The 15585-nt window shown below is 54.8% G+C and carries 13 protein-coding genes; 12 read left to right on the top strand and 1 reads right to left on the bottom strand.

Annotation, left to right across the window (positions count from 1 at the left end; translation table 11 throughout):
• The first annotated feature begins 61 nt into the window (after positions 1–61).
• The 8 genes from SH527x_RS12420 (at position 62) to SH527x_RS12385 (ending at position 9424) form a co-directional block, all read left to right on the top strand.
• A complete protein-coding gene (locus tag SH527x_RS12420; protein WP_437190999.1) occupies positions 62–394 on the top strand; it encodes a hypothetical protein in 333 nt (110 codons plus the stop codon).
• Positions 391–3000, top strand: coding sequence for a MobF family relaxase (gene mobF, locus SH527x_RS12415; RefSeq protein ID WP_437190998.1), 2610 nt, complete (start codon positions 391–393; stop codon positions 2998–3000). Before SH527x_RS12420 ends, mobF begins: the two co-directional genes overlap by 4 nt.
• 12 nt (positions 3001–3012) lie before the next feature.
• Entirely contained in the window at positions 3013–3468 is a 456-nt protein-coding gene (locus tag SH527x_RS12410) for a hypothetical protein (protein ID WP_437190997.1), read from the top strand.
• A 36-nt stretch (positions 3469–3504) separates the two neighbouring features.
• Positions 3505–4935, top strand: a complete 1431-nt coding sequence (locus SH527x_RS12405; RefSeq protein ID WP_437190996.1) for a type IV secretion system DNA-binding domain-containing protein — start codon at positions 3505–3507, stop codon at positions 4933–4935.
• Positions 4936–5140: 205 nt separating this feature from the next.
• Complete coding sequence (locus SH527x_RS12400; RefSeq protein ID WP_437190995.1) at positions 5141–5365, top strand: hypothetical protein; 225 nt, start codon at positions 5141–5143, stop codon at positions 5363–5365.
• A gap of 680 nt (positions 5366–6045) precedes the next feature.
• Complete coding sequence (locus SH527x_RS12395) at positions 6046–7572, top strand: recombinase family protein (RefSeq protein WP_437190994.1); 1527 nt, start codon at positions 6046–6048, stop codon at positions 7570–7572.
• Positions 7573–7762: 190 nt separating this feature from the next.
• Positions 7763–8803, top strand: a complete 1041-nt coding sequence (locus SH527x_RS12390) for a DUF1559 domain-containing protein (RefSeq protein ID WP_437190993.1) — start codon at positions 7763–7765, stop codon at positions 8801–8803.
• 192 nt (positions 8804–8995) lie between these two features.
• The gene (locus tag SH527x_RS12385) at positions 8996–9424 is read left to right on the top strand and encodes a carboxypeptidase-like regulatory domain-containing protein (protein ID WP_437190992.1); all 429 of its coding nucleotides are present in this window, start codon (positions 8996–8998) and stop codon (positions 9422–9424) included.
• A gap of 97 nt (positions 9425–9521) precedes the next feature.
• Here the strand turns inward: SH527x_RS12385 and SH527x_RS12380 are convergent, their stop codons facing one another.
• Positions 9522–10841: a nucleotide sugar dehydrogenase gene (locus SH527x_RS12380; protein WP_437194623.1), complete on the bottom strand. Its 1320-nt coding sequence runs from the start codon at positions 10839–10841 to the stop codon at positions 9522–9524.
• Between the two features lie 323 nt (positions 10842–11164).
• Between SH527x_RS12380 and SH527x_RS12375 the strand changes: the two genes are divergently transcribed.
• The 4 genes from SH527x_RS12375 to SH527x_RS12360 all read left to right on the top strand — a co-directional run bounded on the left by SH527x_RS12375 (position 11165) and on the right by SH527x_RS12360 (position 15413).
• Positions 11165–11452, top strand: a complete 288-nt coding sequence (locus SH527x_RS12375; protein WP_437190991.1) for a putative quinol monooxygenase — start codon at positions 11165–11167, stop codon at positions 11450–11452.
• A 113-nt stretch (positions 11453–11565) separates the two neighbouring features.
• Entirely contained in the window at positions 11566–12699 is a 1134-nt protein-coding gene (locus SH527x_RS12370) for a Gfo/Idh/MocA family protein (RefSeq protein ID WP_437190990.1), read from the top strand.
• A 163-nt stretch (positions 12700–12862) separates the two neighbouring features.
• Positions 12863–13864, top strand: coding sequence for a quinolinate synthase NadA (nadA, locus tag SH527x_RS12365; protein WP_437190989.1), 1002 nt, complete (start codon positions 12863–12865; stop codon positions 13862–13864).
• A gap of 247 nt (positions 13865–14111) precedes the next feature.
• A complete protein-coding gene (locus tag SH527x_RS12360) occupies positions 14112–15413 on the top strand; it encodes a citrate synthase (RefSeq protein WP_437190988.1) in 1302 nt (433 codons plus the stop codon).
• The last annotated feature ends 172 nt before the right edge of the window (positions 15414–15585 follow it).

The raw sequence follows: 15585 nt of genomic DNA, 5'->3' as shown, positions 1-15585 counted from the left end.
CAGGGTATTTCCTGTCACGAATGCTCGAAAGGCTGTCTACAAACCGTAGACATAAACCATCATGCGTCGTCAGACCGAAGTCGTCTCGTTTCGTGCTACTCATGATCTGCTCCATCAGATTGACGAGGCCCGCTCGCCGCTGAATGTCTCGCGCGGTGATTGGACGCGGGCGATCGTTCAATCGCATCTGCTCCAGTCCGACCAGCAGCTTCTCCATGACGAAATCGCCGAACTGCGGGAGCAGATCCTGCATTTGGACGAGGCTCTGGCGGCACTGCACCGGACGCTGATGAAGGCGGCCTACCTGCAACTGACGAACAGCGATCTGTCAGCGGACGCGGCGAAAGATCTCGTCCGCCGCACGCTGGGCGGAGGGGAGGGACGCGCAACATGACGGTCAAATGCCAGGTCCTGAGCGACGGTTTCGACGGCGGATATTTCACCTTCCGCGTAAACGTCAACTATTTCAGTGAGGGTGGAGAGTCGCCTGGAGTCTGGTACGGCGCTGGTGCAAAGGCTCTGGGGTTGGTCGGAACGGTCAATGCCGCCGCGCTTCAGCGGTTACTCGTCGGAGTCCATCCGCATCAATTCACATCGCTCGTGCAACAACACTCGTCCGCTCATTGTCCCGGATTCGATCTCCAATTCTCCGTCCCCAAAAGTGTCTCCGCACTGTGGGCGGTCGCTCCTTCCAACCTTCGCGGCCTGATTGAAGATGTCTTCGATTTCGCAGTACGGGCGACGCTCACGTTTGCAGAACAAGAACTGGACCTGACACGACGTGGACACAATGGTGTTCGACGAGAGAAAGCCAAGCTCGTGGTCGCGTTGTTCGATCATGTCACGAGTCGCAACGGTGACCCCTTGTTGCACCGTCATTGTGTCGTCAACAACGTCTGCCAGCGACACGATGGAACCTGGGGAACAATCGACTCCAGGACACTGCACAATTGGGCGAGGACACTCGGCCCGATGTTCCGTGCGACCTTGGCCCACGAACTTCGAGACACACTCGGCATTGAGTTGATCGAAGCGACAACACCCGACGGGAAACGACAAGGGCATTTTGAGATTGCCGGAGTTCCGGAGAGTCTCACGGATTTGTGGTCGTCGCGTCGCCAGGATTTGATTGAACATCTGGAAGGAACCGGCGGGACGCTGGGTGATGCCAGTGCGAAGGCCAAAGAATTCGCGGCCATTCAGAGTCGGCCGAATAAAGACGTCACGGCTCCCCGTCACGAACTCCACGCCGACTGGCAAAAGGTCGCCGCCGAGCACGGCTTCAGTCGGGAACGAGCGCAGCTCCTCTTCGCCGAGTTGGAGGATCGAACCACTGATCCCACCGCCTACGACCATGCCTGGAAGCAGGCGTTGGAGGATCTGACCCGAACCCAAGCCCATTTCACTGAACGTCGCCTGATTCAAGAAGTCGCCGAACAATTGCAGACCGGTCAGATGACCGGTACCGAAATCGCACGCCGTGTCCGATCGGATCTCGAACAGCGGCAAGACATCATCCCCTTGCAGGAACAGGGAAGCGATCGTTGTTTCACGACCCTTGAGATGTGGGAACTGGAGCAAGAACTTCTTCGGGATGTGGCCACGCTCAATGGGCGTTCGGGAACGCAGGTTCCTGAAAAGATCGTCGCCGACATCCTCCGCAAAAATCCCCAGTTGGACGCAGGTCAGGTCGGAGCAATCCGGACGGCTTTGACAGGAACCGGGGATATCCGAGCCATCACTGGCGTAGCCGGTGCGGGAAAAAGCACGACGCTCAAGGTCGTCAAAGAAGCATTGGAGCGTGCGGGATATGAGCCGATGGGATTAGCGTTGTCCGGAGTCGCCAAGGAGCAACTCGCCGAGGCGACAGGAATGCCGTGCCGAACAATCGCCAGTTTTCTCTATCAAACCGAGAAAACAATCTCCGAGCGACTCAAGGATGGCGTCACTCACGTTGCCAAACAGTTCATTCGAGCCGCCCAGGGAAAATCGACGTATCAAAAAACATCGGTCGCTCTCCACGAGAAATCGTTCGCGATCGTGGACGAAGCCGGGATGGCCGATACGCGCGCCGTGCAGAAGTTGGTCAGGCTGGCGCGGGATACGGGGGCCAAAATCCTGTTCGTCGGTGATGTGAAGCAATTGCAACCGATCGAAGCCGGTGCCCCGTTTCGCCGGATCGTCAAAGAAGTTCCGACGGCTCATCTCTCCGTCAACCATCGTCAGCAGGACGCGAACGACAAAAAAGCCGTGACCGCGATTCGTGCCGGTGACATCGAACAAGCATTCCGGAATTACGCTGAACGGAACCGGATTCATGTTGGCGAAAATCGCCGGGAGACCATCGAGAAGCTGGTCGAGCACTGGTCAGCCAGTGGCGGAACGAAACGTCCGGCCGATCATTTGATTTTCACGCAGACGCGGGCCGAGGCGGCGGAAGCCAATCACCAATGCCAGGCCGCTCGGCTGAAGGCGGCCAAGACACCGCACCTGATTTTCGTCCGGCACGGTGAAGAAAAGTTCTATCGCGGCGACCGCGTCCTGTTTCATGCACCGGAACGACGGCTCGGAATCGAGAACGGCTATCGCGGAACGGTCGTCTCCGTCGATCCGATTCGCCGCGAATTGAAAGTCCGCCTCGATCACCAATCGCAAACCATTAACGGCCCCCAACCCAAACAGGGCGTGATCACCGTCCCGTTGAAACAGGTTGACGACATTTCTCTTGGTTATGCCTGTACGACTCACAAGGGGCAGGGATGCACCGTTGCCCACGCCTATGTCTGCCTCGGCGGGAGGATGACCGACAACGAACTGGCTTACGTGCAGCTCACTCGCGCGCGGAACTCGACGCATCTCTTTGTCGACAAGTCCCATGCCGGTGAAGACTTCAAAGACCTGATTACCGCAATCGAAAAATCCAACGCAAAACTGCTGGCTCACGACAAGGCCCGGCCCGACCTGTCCGCGTTGCGCCCCAACCTCGAACTCGACCGGTAAAGGAACGCTCAGATGGCGATACGACACAACCTCCGCAGCCGGGACACCCGAGTTCCCGCCGACGGCCAAAAAGGTCTGACCGACCGATTTCTCGACTTCGTCGAGACCGCCTGGGGAATTGGTCAGATCGTTTGGAGCCTCATGGTCATATTATTTGTCGCGGCGGTTCTCTGTGCTGCGATCATGGCAGCACCATCACTGCTGGTTCAGTTCTTCCGTTGGGTCGGCACCCTGATCTTTGGTGCCGGGCAAGCCGTCTTTCAGAACCCATTGCTGCTGGTCATCTACGCGTTGGCACTGTTCATCACCTTTTTGATTTTGTGGGTTCCCTCCGCGTTGAACTCCCGACGAAACACCGGTCACGAGCGCGGTCGCAAGGTTCTGACGGCGGCGGACGCCCGACGGGCGGCAGCACGCCATCTGGACCGCACGAACGAATCTTCCTCACGAAAACCTCGACTCAAATAGGCCCGACACGATTCTTCAACTGATCGGAGACATTTCATGGACTCTCGCTTTCTCCAATTTGGATCGCTGGAACTTTCCCCTTCCGTGGCCACCCGCCACTTCTTGTTTGTTGGGACCACGGGCTGCGGCAAGACGACGTTGCTCCGTTTGCTGGAACAATCCGTGCTGGCGGAGATCGGAGGTACTGACGACAGCCGGGCCATCGTCTTCGATCCCAAGAACGATGTTGTGCCTCAACTGGCGACGATCGCGCCCCACGCGGAGATCGTCATCACCAATCCCTTCGATCTCCGGGCCACCGCTTGGGATGTCGCAGCCGATGTCAACGAACCCCAGGTCGCCGTCGAATTCGCCTACAACCTCATTCCTCCCCAACCAGAATCACAACCCTTCTTCTCGGATGCTTCCCGTCATCTGATTGTGGGCGTCGTGACCAGCTTTATGCTCAGTGGTTTCGACTGGACGCTCGCGGATTTGATCCGTGTCCTGCAATCGATCAAAAAACTGAAGGCGGTTCTCAAACGCCACCCCGAGACCCGCGATCTCGTGCCGCTCTATCTGGCGGATAAACGGTTGGCGTCCAACATTCTTTCAAGCGTCGCCACCAAACTGTTGCCGTTCGGCCCCGTGGCCGCCGCGTGGGAACATGCCACGTCCCGCAAATCCCTGTCGGAATGGGCGACCGGGAGCATGATCTGGGTTCTGGGAAATTCCGAGGTGAGCCGCATTCCTCTCCAGACGCTCAACCGCTGCATGTTCAAACGGGCCTGCGATCTCACCTTGAGCCAATCCGAATCGCGGACGCGCCGGACGTGGTTCATCGTGGATGAACTCGCCGATGTCGGCAAGTTGGAAGGCTTGATCTCGCTCGCCAAAAAAGGACGTTCCAAGGGGGCTTGTCTGGCATTCGCGTTCCAGTCCGTTGCGGGTCTGCGGGACGCCCAACTCTACGGCCCCCATTTCAGCGAAGAACTCCTGGCCCAGTTCGGCCACAAGTTCATCGGTCGCGTCGAATGCGCGGCCAGCGCCGAATGGGCGTCGTTGCTGGTGGGCGATCAAGAGATCGAGCAACAGTCGCGCAGTGAATCGACTGGTAAACAGGGGCGATCCACCACTCGCAACTATCAAAAGGTAATCCGCCGAGGTTTGCTTCCCAGCCAGTTTTTGGATTTCCAGCCGTGCGATCAAGAAAGCGGTCTGACGGGAGTCTTTTTTATTCCCGGCATTGGCGTGTTCCACGAAACATTGCCGGGTGAGGAGTTGTTTCAGGGGCGGCTCATTCCTCCGGATGATGAGACTCCGGCGTTCATCCCACGACCTATTGACGACCAGTATCTCCGTCCCTGGCCACCTGAACGGGCCGCGCTCTTCGGTAGCCTCGAACAGTCGCCGAAGTCGCCTCGCCCCAGTCTCGACGCCGAACTCCAACCCCGCCCGCGCGATGCTTTGGAAGACCTCTTTCAATAGTCGCGATCGCAATCCAGATCCGAAGTTTATTTAGCTCCGGGTGTGACGAACTGTAAACAGTCGATCAACGACGATTGTCCATCCCTGTCATGATCGAACGACCGCTGATGGCTCATTGTGTGTCTGTGTGGACCGAAATCGATTCCTCGCCGCAAGACGGGCGACCTGTTTCCTCGTGGCTTTCATTCTGTGTCGATGCGTTATCGTGGCTCAACAACTCCCACATGACTGTCCCGGTCATCCGGTTCCCGGCGGTGCTCCCGCCTGGATCACCGAGGAGTTGATTGCGCACACGGTGAAAGTCTGGCAACCCTACTACGCCAAGCCACTCAGTGCCTGTGACGCACTCGAAATTCTGATGAACGTCGGCGCAGTCCTCAACGCCGTCCGGGACGAGGTTCCTCCTTCCGATCCGTCGCGGTCGCCTTGAATGCCGATTTCCCCAATAGCAGCGCCCATCGGTCCCAGCGCTCGCGAAGTTTGCTTCGCGGTCATCTGTTGGGGAAATTTTTGAACTGAAAAGTCATTAGTCGCAAAGATCGTTCGATGGCCATCCGCTGGCGTACGGCCCCCCTGTTGTGTGCTCAATATCAGTCGTTCTTTGCATTCGTCGCTGATTCGATTGTCCGTCCAGTCCTGACGGTTCACTCCGGAAGTGGCTGGTCAAATATGGATCTGATATCGGGTTCAGGCTCTGCTCAGGGCTCTGCCCCGAACCCCGAGATGTTGAGGCATAGCTCGCATCGAAGTGGCGTGAAGCTGCTCGCTGTTCGTGGGCTGAGTCCGGTTCGCCATGAATCTTCGATCTTTCGAGGTGCGGTGCGACTCGGGTCGATCTTGGCGCACGCTGTTTTCGCTGATGTCATCCAACACAAGTCTCAAACGATAATCGTGCTGGAGCAGCCGAACACCATCAGCGGAGCTTTCGCGAAACAGCCCGTCTTTCTTGCCGCGTCGAGCATGTTCAGGGACGGCCACTGTGCGCCGAGTTCACGGTGGTTCGTCCTCAATTCGCTGATTCAGCGATCCACTTTCAAAAGGCAGATCGCTAGAATTGAGAGTCGCTCATCGCTTGAGATTTCTGCACGCTCTGATCTCCGGAGGCTTCTCATGAAACAGTTCGTTGCTTTGGCTCGCGTGAGTAGCCGGGAACAAGAACGAGAAGGTTTTTCGCTCGACATTCAAGAAGACGCCCTCCGCCGATACGCCGAGTCCAAGGAGGGAAAGCTCGTGCGGTTGTTCAAGATCGCTGAGACCGCCAGCAAGACTGATGAACGTAAGACGTTCCGTGAGGTGATTGCGTTCTGCAAAAAGCATTGCATGGAGTTGGATGGACTGCTCGTCTACAAAGTGGATCGGGCAGCCCGCAATCTGTTTGACTTTGTCGAAATCGAGCGGCTCGAATCGGAATACGACGTCCCCTTTATCTGTGTCTCGCAGCCGACAGAGAACAACCCCGCCGGGCGGATGATGCGGCGGACATTGGCCAACATGGCGAGCTTCTACACCGAGCAACAATCCGTCGATGTCCGGGAGGGGCTGGCTCGTCGCGTTCGCGAAGGCTGGTTTGTTGGCAAGGCTCCGTACGGCTACCGGAATGCTCGGAAAGAGGGGAGGGGAATCGTCGAGATCGATCCGATCCCCGCCGACAATATCCGCCGAATCTTTCACCTGTACGCTTACGAGAACCTGACGCTTGATGGAGTGACGGACAAGGTGAACGCTGAAGGGAGGATTTGGCGAAGTTCCATTCCCCGCTTCCCCCGAAGCTCGATCCACAACATTCTCCACGATCGGGCCTATCTGGGAGAGATCGAGTTCAAGGGCGAATGGTATCCGGGTAAACACGAACCGTTGATTGATCGTGTCACGTGGGACCGCGTGCAAGCCTTGCTCGGCGGCTCCAACTACCATTCGCACGCGATCACCTATTCCGGAGAGTTCATGCGATGCGGCCATTGCGGCCAGTGGATCACCGGCGAATGCAAAACGAAGACGACGAAGAGCGGCCCTCGTGATTACATCTACTACCGCTGTGCCCGCTATACGAAACCGGGACACCCTCGCGTTCGCGTCCGGGAAGAAGAGATCGATCGGCAGGTGCTCGCCCTCTTCGACCGCATGCGAATCGAAGACGAATCCGTTCGAGACTGGTTCCGGGCTGTACTCGCGTCGCAGACGAAAGATTCGCAAGCGGAGAAGTTGGCCATGCGGGCCGAATTGCAGCGTCAGGAAACGCTATTGGCTCAGCAGCAAAATCGGCTCCTCAATCTTCGTCTGGACGAGAGCATCGACCAAGACACCTATGCCCACAAAGCAACGGAACTGAGAGACCGGCTGGCCTCGATCAAGCTCCAATTGGATGCCCTCGACCGGTCGAATGACGAAATGGCCGAGCTTGCCTCAAAAGTGTTTGAACTTTCTCAAACCTTGAAACAGAAATGGCTTACATCCGATTACGCTGCGAAGCGTCGAATCCTCGAAATCGTCTGTTTGAACTGCACGCTCGACGGCGCAACTCTTGTACCCACAATGAGAAAGCCCTTCGACGTTCTCGCCGAAGGGCTCATCTCGAAGAATAGTCGGGTGACGTGCGTTTGGACTCCGGGAAGCCGCTGTCTTGCCGTCACAAATTGAACTCCCTGCTGCCGGCGTAGGAGGTTTTTGAGAGGAACTCATTTCGTCTTATCGAAAAATTAACAAGTATGCATTAGTCTTCGCCGAATAAACGGTATGCGACTTATTCGTTTGTCTCGTTTTTGACGAATAGTTAGCAGCAGGAATGCAGACGGGCTCCACTGCAGCCGTCCGCGCACGGGGACTATTCATGTTGTTTTTTGATCAATTCCAGAAATTTTCGGTATCACGGGTCCGTCGACGATCAGCATTCACTCTGATTGAATTGCTGGTGGTGATTGCGATTATCGCAATTTTGATCGCATTGCTTCTTCCTGCTGTCCAGCAAGCCCGAGAGGCGGCTCGACGCAGTCAATGTAAGAACAACTTGAAGCAGCTTGGACTGGCGCTGCACAACTACCATGACACATACGGTATGTTCCCGATCGGGGGGACCGATGTTCCAAACAACTGGTTTGCAGCACCAGATATTGGCGCACTTGCACGACTGCTGCCATTTGTTGAGCAAGGGGCGCTCTACAATAAGTTTGACCTGACAGGGACATTGCCAGTCGGTAGCTATTCACAGGCTGGCCAGCATCGCAAGGTGCCATATCAGCTCATTGATGGTAAGGAAGCCCGAAGCTACGAGTTCGCAATGTTCAAGTGCCCGACTGATCCTAACAATAGCCCTGTCGCAGGCTGGGCACAGTCGAACTACGGTATCTCTGCTGGATCTCAGTTCTTCTCCTCATCGGGTAATCCAGCAGCATGTCAGCCGTTCAATGTTTATGCTGAAAAAGGGGCTCAGACTCCAGTGGGAGCCGGTAACTGGGGGGACACCCTCAACAAAACTCAGTTGTCCGGGATGGGGAACCGATTTGGACTTTCCATTCGATTCCAGGATGTGAGCGACGGTACATCGAATACGATTCACTTCGGCGAAACAATCGGCGGCTGTACCCATGATTACCGAACAAGCTGGGTCAGCTCTCACGTCGTGTTCACTGCAGTCACTCCGCTGAATGACTTCACCACCTGTAATGGGATTGGTAAGCCAGCATCGAATCCGACTTGCAACGCATTCAATAACTACAATTACGCGAAGGGCTTCCGCTCTCACCACACCGGGGGTGTGCACTTCGTCATGGGAGATGGAGCGGTCCGTTTCCTCAGTGAAAACATTGATCATCGCGGCACCTTCCAGTCTCTCGGTGGGCGAGCCGATGGAAAAGTGATCGGCGAGTTCTAGAGCATTTGATTCCTGTCGCCTGTTAGTGAATGCGGCATCGCAATTCACTGACAGGTTCGAGCAGGAACGCAGTTGCCAGGTTCTTCTGGCACCGTTCGTCTCTCATTGGAACACCCCTGCTTTCAAGAGTCGTCCACTCACTGAGAGCGGGAGTGTTTTTTCGTTTCCTGATCAATTTGATGTCGATTTATTATGAGAATTCAACTTCGATCAACAATCTGTGGTGCCATCGCTCTTCTGGCAGTGGGAGTGATGGGATGTGGTCAGGCTTCTGATGCCCCTACGCTCGTCAAGGTAAGTGGGGTCGTGACCTTCAAGCAGAAGCCATTGGCTAATGCTCAAGTTCTCTTCACGCCGCAGACTGGACCGATGGCATTTGGTGAAACAGATGCCGAAGGCCGGTTCACTCTACAGACAGGCGGGAAGCAGGGCGCTTTAGAAGGGGCTCATGCTGTCACGATCTCTGCGTATGAACCTGTGAAGCCACCGGCTCCAGGCAAAGAGGAAGAAGCTCAACCGCTCATTCCTCGCATCCCTCCGAAATACAGCAACCTGCTGAACAGTGGCCTGAAAGCAGAAGTGAAGTCATCTGAGCCAAACGAATTTACGTTTGAGCTGTAAGCTATAAACAGTGCTGCTCGTGCCCTGAAAATTATGGCGTTGGCGACACCGTATTTGTTCTGAGCGTTTACCGGAGCAATCATGCTCCGGTACGTCATTAAGCAGTGCGGATCTTTTCTCTTCCAGTCACCACTGATTTGGTGGCATTTCTGGTGTCGAGGACCATGTTGCTGTGCTGGACGATGTAATCGTAGTCGTAAGCGGAATGGTCAGTTGCAATCAGGACGCAATCTTGTGATTGCAGGAATTCTGGGGTCAGTTCCGAGCTGGTCATTGCAGGCAACTTGTGATGCCGCATTGACGGAAGCTTTGGGATGTGAGGATCGTTGTAAGTAAGTTGCGCCCCTCGCTGCAGCAAGAGTTCCATCAGTGTGAAAGATGGACTTTCTCGCGGGTCATCCACGTCTTTCTTGTACGCCATTCCCAGCAGGCAGATCTTGCTGTTTCTGATTGGCTTGGCCGCATCGTTCAGAGCTTCACTGAGACGCTGAATCACATACTCCGGCATCCGCGCGTTGACTTCGCCTGCAAGTTCAATGAAGCGAGTTGTCAGTCCCTGCTTTCTCGCGAGCCATGTCAGGTAGAACGGGTCGATGGGAATACAGTGTCCTCCCAGACCAGGGCCGGGGTAGAACGCCTGAAACCCGAACGGCTTTGTTTTCGCGGCTTCGATGACCGACCAGATGTCAATGTCCATGCGGTCGAACAACATTTTCAGTTCGTTGACGAGTGCGATGTTGACCGCGCGATACGTGTTCTCAAGGATCTTGGCAGCTTCGGCGACTTCCATTGTGGGGGCAGGAATCACCTTCACAACTGCCGGACTGTAAAGAGCCGTTGCCAGTTCGAGGCTCGCTTCATCATAGCCGCCGACCACCTTGGGGATCTTGGCGGCCGAGTAGATCGGGTTGCCGGGGTCTTCGCGTTCCGGACTGTATGCGAGAAAGAAATCGTGCCCGACTTTCAGGCCGGTGGCAGCGAGAATTGGAAGGAGAACGTCTCTGGTGGTTGTGGGGTAGGTTGTGCTTTCGAGCACGATCAATTGACCGGGTCGCAGATTTTTCGCGATCGTTTCCCCGGTGCCAGTGATAAAACTCAGGTCCGGGTCGCGGCTGTCGTTCAATGGAGTCGGAACGCAGATCACGATGACGTCGGCATCGGCCAGTCGCTCTGGTGACGATGTCGCTTCGAATCGTCCCGATTGTCGCCAGTTGCTGACCTGACTCGAGGAGACGTGCTTGATGTAGCTTTGACCGGCGTTGAGTTGATCGACTTTTTTCTGGTCAATGTCGAACCCGAGAGTGGGAAAGCCGGCGTGATAAAACGCATCGAGCAGCGGGAGGCCGACGTAACCGAGTCCAATTACCCCGATCAGAGCCTGCTTTTCTTTCAATCGCTGCAGTAGATCGTGTCGCATCTCTCGTGCCTTCTTCACTGTGTCTGCCTCGGCATTCTCTGTCGTTGCGTTGCCGTCGGATGCGAGGTTCAGGTTAGTATATGCAGAATTGCGGAAGGCGTCGTTGATTCCGATCGGCAAACCGTCTCGTTGCTGATATTTCTGTCGACACAACCGGGATTCAGCGATTGTGAACTGCCCTCGACGTATCGACTCGCTAACATGCGACTTTGGAGACTGCCTCGCCGGAATTTCGGTACACAGGTGGACCAAGCGATTCTGCCATCGCAAGCCAGTCGCCGGCAGGTCTGTTCGAAGTTCATTTGAGTCAAGCAGGGGATGTCATGGTTGTTGTGAACGTTGTTTTGACCGCAAAAAAAACTGACGATATTCCGCTGCTGAAGGAACTGCTGGCAGAGCATGGGCGATTGTCGCGTGCGGAACCCGGCTGTCTGGTCTTCGAGGTCTGTCACTCCCGGAATGACCCGAGCGTCTTCATTCTGGTTGAGCGGTGGGAATCGGAGGAGGCAATCGATGTTCACCGCAAAGCCGAGGCATACCTCACGATTTATCAACCGAAAGTGATTCCGTTGGTCGAGCGTGCTCCACACGTATCTGACCTCGTTGGGTAAGGGCCTGTCTGGCGTGCGTCAGCCTGTATGGGGCTCAGACGTGATTGCCTTGAACGCGTGAAAGATCGAACTGATCGTTGTCCTTGAGTTTGAATCCAGGTCAGGAGCTTTGAATGTCATCGAAGAGGCTGCAGACGGTAAATGTCGCGATGGTCGGTTTAGGCTTCGGTGCGGAATTCATTCCGATCTACCAGAATCATCCACAGGCGAATGTCCGGGCGATTTGCCGACGCGATGAGCAGGAACTGAACAAGGCCGGTGATCAGTTTGGGATCGAAATTCGATATTCGAATTTTGATGACGTTCTGAATGACCCGACGATTGATGCCGTCCACATTAACAGTCCGATTCACGATCATGCCTGGATGTCGCTCAAAGCGCTGGATGCCGGCAAGCATGTGATGTGCACTGTTCCGATGGCCACGACCATTGAAGAGTGCCGGGAAATTGTCGCCAAGGTCAAGCAGACCGGCTTGAAGTACATGATGGCGGAAACGGTCGTGTACAGCCGCGAGTTCCTGTTCCTGAAGGAACTTTTTCGCAACGGTGATCTCGGCAAGATTCAGTACCTCGCGGCATCGCACCCTCAGGATATGGATGGGTGGCCAGCGTACTGGCAGAAGATGATTCCGATGCACTATGCCACTCACGTCGTCAGTCCGTGTCTGGGGCTGGTGGATGGATTGGCAGAATACGTCAGCTGCTTCGGGTCCGGGACCGTTCGTGAAGACATCGCAGAAAAGTCCGGGAACCGTTTTGCCGTTGAAACCTGTCACGTCAAAATCAAGGACAGCGATCTGACGGCGCACATCTGGCGATTTCTTTACGACGTTGCTCGTCAGTATCGCGAGAGCTTTGATGTCTACGGGACAAAGAAGAGTTTTGAGTGGTCGCTGGTTGAGGGGGAATCGCACGTTCTGCACACGGCGAAAAAGCCTGAGTCAGAGATTCCTTCGCCCATTCAAGTTCCCGATTTTGCTCACCTGTTGCCTGAACCAATTCGCAGGTTTACTCAACCGGCAGAGATTCACGACGCCGAGCACCTGTCCTTTGTCCAGGGGGGCGGGCATGGCGGGTCTCATCCCCATCTGGTTCATGAGTTTGTGACGGCGTTGATTGAAGATCGCGACCCGTGGCCCAATGCGGTTCAATCTGCGAACTGGACCTGTGTCGGGCTCTGTGCTCATGAGTCGGCGAATAATCACGGGCATCCAGTTCAGTTGCCTCAGTTTACACTTGGCGAATAGAGCGTACGCGAAGGTGGACTGTCGTATCTTTTTGCCTGTCAGGATCTTGTGACGGGATGTCGCTAATCTGTTGGTGATTTTGCTTTCAGTCAGGTTGGAAGTGTGAATTCCAGCCTGACTTATGATCGCTTCCGCCATATAATCACCGACAGAGGGAACAACTATGGCTGAAACGACATTACCGATTGTGAATTCGAGCACTGACACCTACGAAGATCCGTTGGATCTAATCGAGGAAATTGAGCGATTAAAGGTGGAACAGGATGCTGTCATTCTGGCCCATTATTATGTCGATGGTGAAATTCAGGACATCGCTGATTTTACTGGCGACTCTCTAAAGCTCGCTCGGGATGCCACCTCGGTTCCCAACTCGACGATCGTGTTTGTCGGCGTTCACTTCATGGCAGAATCCGCCAAGATTCTCAGCCCGGAAAAGCGCGTTCTTTTGCCTGACCTCCTTGCAGGATGTTCGCTTGCGGACAGTTGCCCAGCTCCAGCACTTGCGAAGTATCAGGAAGAGTTACGAGCACAGGGGCACGACTTTGTGACCGTGGCCTACATCAATACGACTGCAGCCGTGAAAAGCTTGTGTGACTGGATTGTCACCAGCGGAAACGCACGCGAATTGATTGAGGAAAAGGTTCCAAAAGACAAGGAAATTCTGTTTGTTCCCGATCAATATCTGGGTCGGTATCTGATGGAAGTGACGGGGCGTGACATGATTCTGTGGAAGGGCTCGTGCATGGTGCATGAGGTCTTCAGTATTCAGGATCTTGTGCGAGCGAAGAAGCGCAATCCGGAAGCGATTGTTCTGGCGCATCCGGAGTGCCCTCCAAACGTTTTGGACCTTGCCGATGTGGTTGGCGGGACCGAGAAGATGAGACGTTATGTCTCCTCGCAGACGGAGCCCAAAACGTTCCTCGTGGCGACCGAAGCGAACATGATCCATCCGCTGAAGCTGATCGCACCTCAGCATGAATATATCCCTGTGCCGGGGATTACTGCGGATACTGGGGAAACCTGTGCCTGCAATCGCTGTCCGCACATGGCGCGGAACACGCTTCAAAAAGTGCGCGATTGCTTGAAGAACGGGGCTCCAGAAATTGTCTGGCAACCATATTTTGCTAAGGCACAGGATGTGTTGCGTCGCAGCTTGTTGTCGTGACAGGAGTTAGGTGGATCTCCAGTCTTGGGCAATTCTGTCGGTTCTCAAGGAATTTCGTGGATTCAGCAGGCTTGAGGTTGCTCTGTTTGGGTTGCCTCAATCTGCATTGTTCTCACAATTATCAGGGCATTTCCGTTGGGTAACTCAGTGGAAAATGATCTCGGAGACTTGAGCCGATCGAATAGTTTGTCATCATCTGATGACGATACATGCAACTGCTTCCACGAAACATCCTTGAAGCCAAATTATGTCCAACACGCTGACCATTACCGACAACCGAACGGGAAAAACCTACGAAGTCCCGGTCGTTGACGACACCGTGAAGGCCATTGATCTGCGACAGATCAAGGTGAAAGACAGCGATTTCGGCCTGATGGCCTATGATCCCGGGTATACCAACACGGCATCCTGCAAAAGCCGCGTCACATTTATCGACGGCGACGAAGGGATCTTGGAATACCGTGGGTATCCGATTGAAGTGCTTGCTGAAAAGTGCACTTATCTCGAAGTTGCTTACCTGCTGCTCAATGGTGAGCTCCCAACCGCTCAGCAATTGTCTGATTGGGATAACTCAATCCGCATTCACACTGTTGTGCACGAGAACGTCAAGCGGCAGATGGAATCATTTCGCTATGACGCTCACCCGATGGGGATGCTGATCAGCACGGTTGCAGCGATGTCGACTTTCTACCCGGAAGCTAAGAAGGTTGGATCGCCAGAAAACCGCAATGCTCAGATCAAACGGTTGATCGCCAAGGTCCCGACAATTGCAGCGTTTTCATTTCGTCACAGTCAGGGACATCCGTACGTCTATCCAAGCAATGAGCTGAGCTACACTGAGAACTTTCTGGCGATGATGTTCCAGATGTTCAACAACAACTACAAGCCAAATCCAGCGCTTGTACGTGCTCTTGAAGTGTTGTTCATCCTGCATGCTGACCACGAGCAAAACTGCTCAACCAGCGTCATGCGAGCCATCGGGTCATCTGACGCAGATCCATATTCTGCTTTGGCTGGTGCCGCTGCTGCTCTGTACGGCCCATTGCATGGTGGTGCAAACGAAGCTGTGTTGAAGATGCTCGCTGAAATCGGCAGCGTCAAGCACGTTCCAGAGTATGTTGCCCGCTGCAAAGCCGGTGAAATGCGTCTGATGGGCTTCGGTCACCGCGTTTACAAGAACTACGATCCTCGCGCACGGATCATCAAGCAGTGTGCTCAGGAAGTGTTTGAAGTCACAGGCAAGAATCCACTTCTGGAAGTGGCTCTGGAACTGGAACGAATTGCGTTGGAAGACGAGTATTTCGTCAAACGTAAGCTCTATCCAAACGTCGACTTCTATTCTGGTCTGATCTATCAGGCGATGGGCTTGCCGGTGAATATGTTCCCGGTCCTCTTCGCCATCCCACGTGCCTCCGGTTGGTTGGCCCAGTGGAAAGAATCGATGGAAGACACAGAACAGCGTATTCAACGTCCGCGTCAGATTTACCTCGGCGAACGTACTCGCGAGTTCATCCCGATGGATCAGCGGAAAGCGTCAGTCGCGAAGTAACGCAGGTTGCGGTGCTGATTGAGATGACAGATAATTCGACACCCTCGACTGCAAATGAGTCGAGGGTGTTTTCTTTTGTGCCAACTGTCTGTTTGAGTGTCGGACTGGTGACCAGCAGGTCGTTCTGCTGGAAGCTGAATTGCCTTTTCGAATTGCAGTTTCGCGCTGCAAT

Origin of the sequence: Planctomicrobium limosum (assembly GCF_051465645.1) — a bacterium.
Lineage (GTDB): Bacteria > Planctomycetota > Planctomycetia > Planctomycetales > Planctomycetaceae > Planctomicrobium.
The sequence above is the reverse complement of the archived record's forward strand: the minus strand, read 5'-3'. Positions and strand labels throughout refer to the sequence as shown.